Origin of the sequence: Streptomyces sp. NRRL F-4489 (assembly GCF_001509485.1) — a bacterium.
Classification (GTDB): domain Bacteria; phylum Actinomycetota; class Actinomycetes; order Streptomycetales; family Streptomycetaceae; genus Streptomyces.
In genome coordinates this window covers 1-2,233 of the sequence record NZ_LLZI01000145.1, presented here as the reverse complement: position 1 = coordinate 2,233, position 2,233 = coordinate 1, and the positions used below count along the sequence as shown (strand labels likewise).

Below are 2,233 nucleotides of genomic sequence, written 5' to 3'. Positions count from 1 at the left end.
CAGGCCCCCGCCCCCGCCCCCACCCCCGCCCTCTTCTCCTGGCAGTTCGCGGCCGACCCGTACCCGGCGTACGCCTGGCTGCGCGAGTACGCGCCGGTGCACCGGACCCGGCTGCCCAGTGGGGTCGAGGCGTGGCTGGTGACCCGGTACGCCGACGCCCGGCAGGCGCTCGCCGACGCCCGGCTGTCGAAGAACCCGGTGCACCACTCCGCGGCCGCCCCCGGCAAGGGCAAGACCGGCATTCCGGGCGAACGCAGCGCCAACCTCATGACGCACCTGCTCAACATCGACCCCCCGGACCACACCCGGCTGCGCCGCCTGGTCTCCAAGGCGTTCACCCCGCGCCGGGTCGCCGCGTTCGAGCCGCGCATACAGGAGCTGACCGACCGGCTGATCGACGGGTTCGCGGGGCGGGGCAGCGCGGACCTCATCCACGAGTTCGCGTTCCCGCTGCCGATCTACGCGATCTGCGATCTGCTCGGCGTCCCCTCCGAGGACCAGGACGACTTCCGGGACTGGGCGGGCATGATGATCCGGCACGGCGGCGGGCCGCGCGGCGGCGTCGCCCGGTCGGTGAAGAAGATGCGGGCGTATCTGGCCGAGCTGATCCACCGCAAGCGCGCGGCCCTCCAGGACGGCGCCCCGGGCGACGATCTGATCTCCGGGCTGATCCGGGCCTCCGACCACGGCGAGCACCTCACGGAGAACGAGGCGGCCGCGATGTGCTTCGTGCTGCTGTTCGCCGGGTTCGAGACGACGGTGAATTTGATCGGGAATGGCGTGTATGCCCTGCTTCGGCACCCCGGCCAGCGGGAGCTGCTGCAGAAGTCCCTCGCTGGCGGCGACCGCGAGCTGCTCGGGACCGCCGTCGAGGAGCTGCTCCGCTACGACGGGCCGGTGGAGCTGGCCACCTGGCGCTACGCGACGCGCGACCTGACGCTGGCCGGGCAGCGGATCGCCGAGGGGGACCCGGTGCTGGTGGTGCTGGCCGCCGCCGACCGCGACCCGGCCCGGTTCACCGACCCCGACGTGCTCGACCTCACCCGTCGTGACAACCCGCACCTCGGTTACGGTCACGGCATCCATTACTGCCTCGGCGCGCCCCTGGCCCGGCTCGAAGGCCAGACCGCGCTGGCGACGCTGCTGACCCGGCTTCCGGACCTGCGGCTTGCGGCGGAAAGTGATGATTTGCGGTGGCGCGGCGGGCTCATCATGCGCGGACTGCGGTCGCTCCCGGTGGAGTTCACGCCCGAGCCGTCGTGACCGGTCACCCGGCCGTGACTGACGGTTCGTCAGTTGCGTAATCATCGCGTGATCTCGGCTACACCGGCTTGTGACTGCCCGTGACCCCGGTTACCTTTCCACCGGCGATCGCGGTCGGACGCGGGCCGGGCCCCGGCCCCGCCCCGGCGGCGGTCCGACAACTCAACCGCCGCGCGAAAGGCAACCGCATGCGTTCCGGGAACGGCCGGCATCGTCGCCCCCGTCAAGCACCGGCCATCTTTGTCACGGCAGGAGTGACCGGCGCGGGCCTGGCCCTGCCGCTGCTGACCGCGAGCGGCGCGCACGCCGCCGACGCGGCGACCTGGGACCGTGTCGCGCAGTGCGAGAGCGGCGGCGTGTGGAGCTCGGCCGGCAACGGCTTCTACGGCGGCCTCCGGCTCACCCAGGAGATGTGGGACGACTACGGCGGCTCCGCCTACGCCGCCCGGCCCGACCTCGCCAGCCGCGCCCAGCAGATAGCCGTGGCCCAGGCGATCCTCGACGACCGCGGCCCGGACGCGTTCCACGGCTGCGCGGTGACCGCCGGCCTCACCAAGGACCGCCGCGACCCCGGCGTCGACCCGGGCAGCACCAGCCGCCCGACCCCGCCCCCGTCCGATGACCGCGCCGGAAGCGGCGGCCGCACCGGAAGCGGTGACTCCGATACGGCGGGCGACCCCTCCGGCCCGTTGGACGGCTCCTCCGGTACGGCCGGGAAGCCGGGCGGCGCGGATGGTACGGGCGGCGCGGACGGCACAGGCCGTACGGGCGGCGGCAACGGCACGGACGGGCAGGACGCGGCGGATCCGGCCACCCCGGCCCCCGGGCCGTCCACCACCGGCCCCGGCTCCGGACCCGGCGGCGACGCGACGGGCACGCCCCCGGCCACCCCGGACCCGTCCACCCCGGGCACCCCCTCCGGCACGGCCACCCCCGCCACCCCGGGTGCCGGCCCCACCACCCCCGGGAC

General features: G+C 74.7%; 2 protein-coding genes. Both read left to right on the top strand.

What is annotated here, in order from left to right; genetic code table 11:
- The coding region (locus ADL22_RS13365; protein WP_066977695.1) for a cytochrome P450 family protein at positions 1-1,263 on the top strand (1,263 nt) is incomplete at its 5' end.
- A 254-nt stretch (positions 1,264-1,517) separates the two neighbouring features.
- Positions 1,518-2,233, top strand: a 716-nt coding sequence (locus tag ADL22_RS36145; RefSeq protein ID WP_324615547.1) for a transglycosylase family protein, incomplete at its 3' end; no start/stop codon positions are given.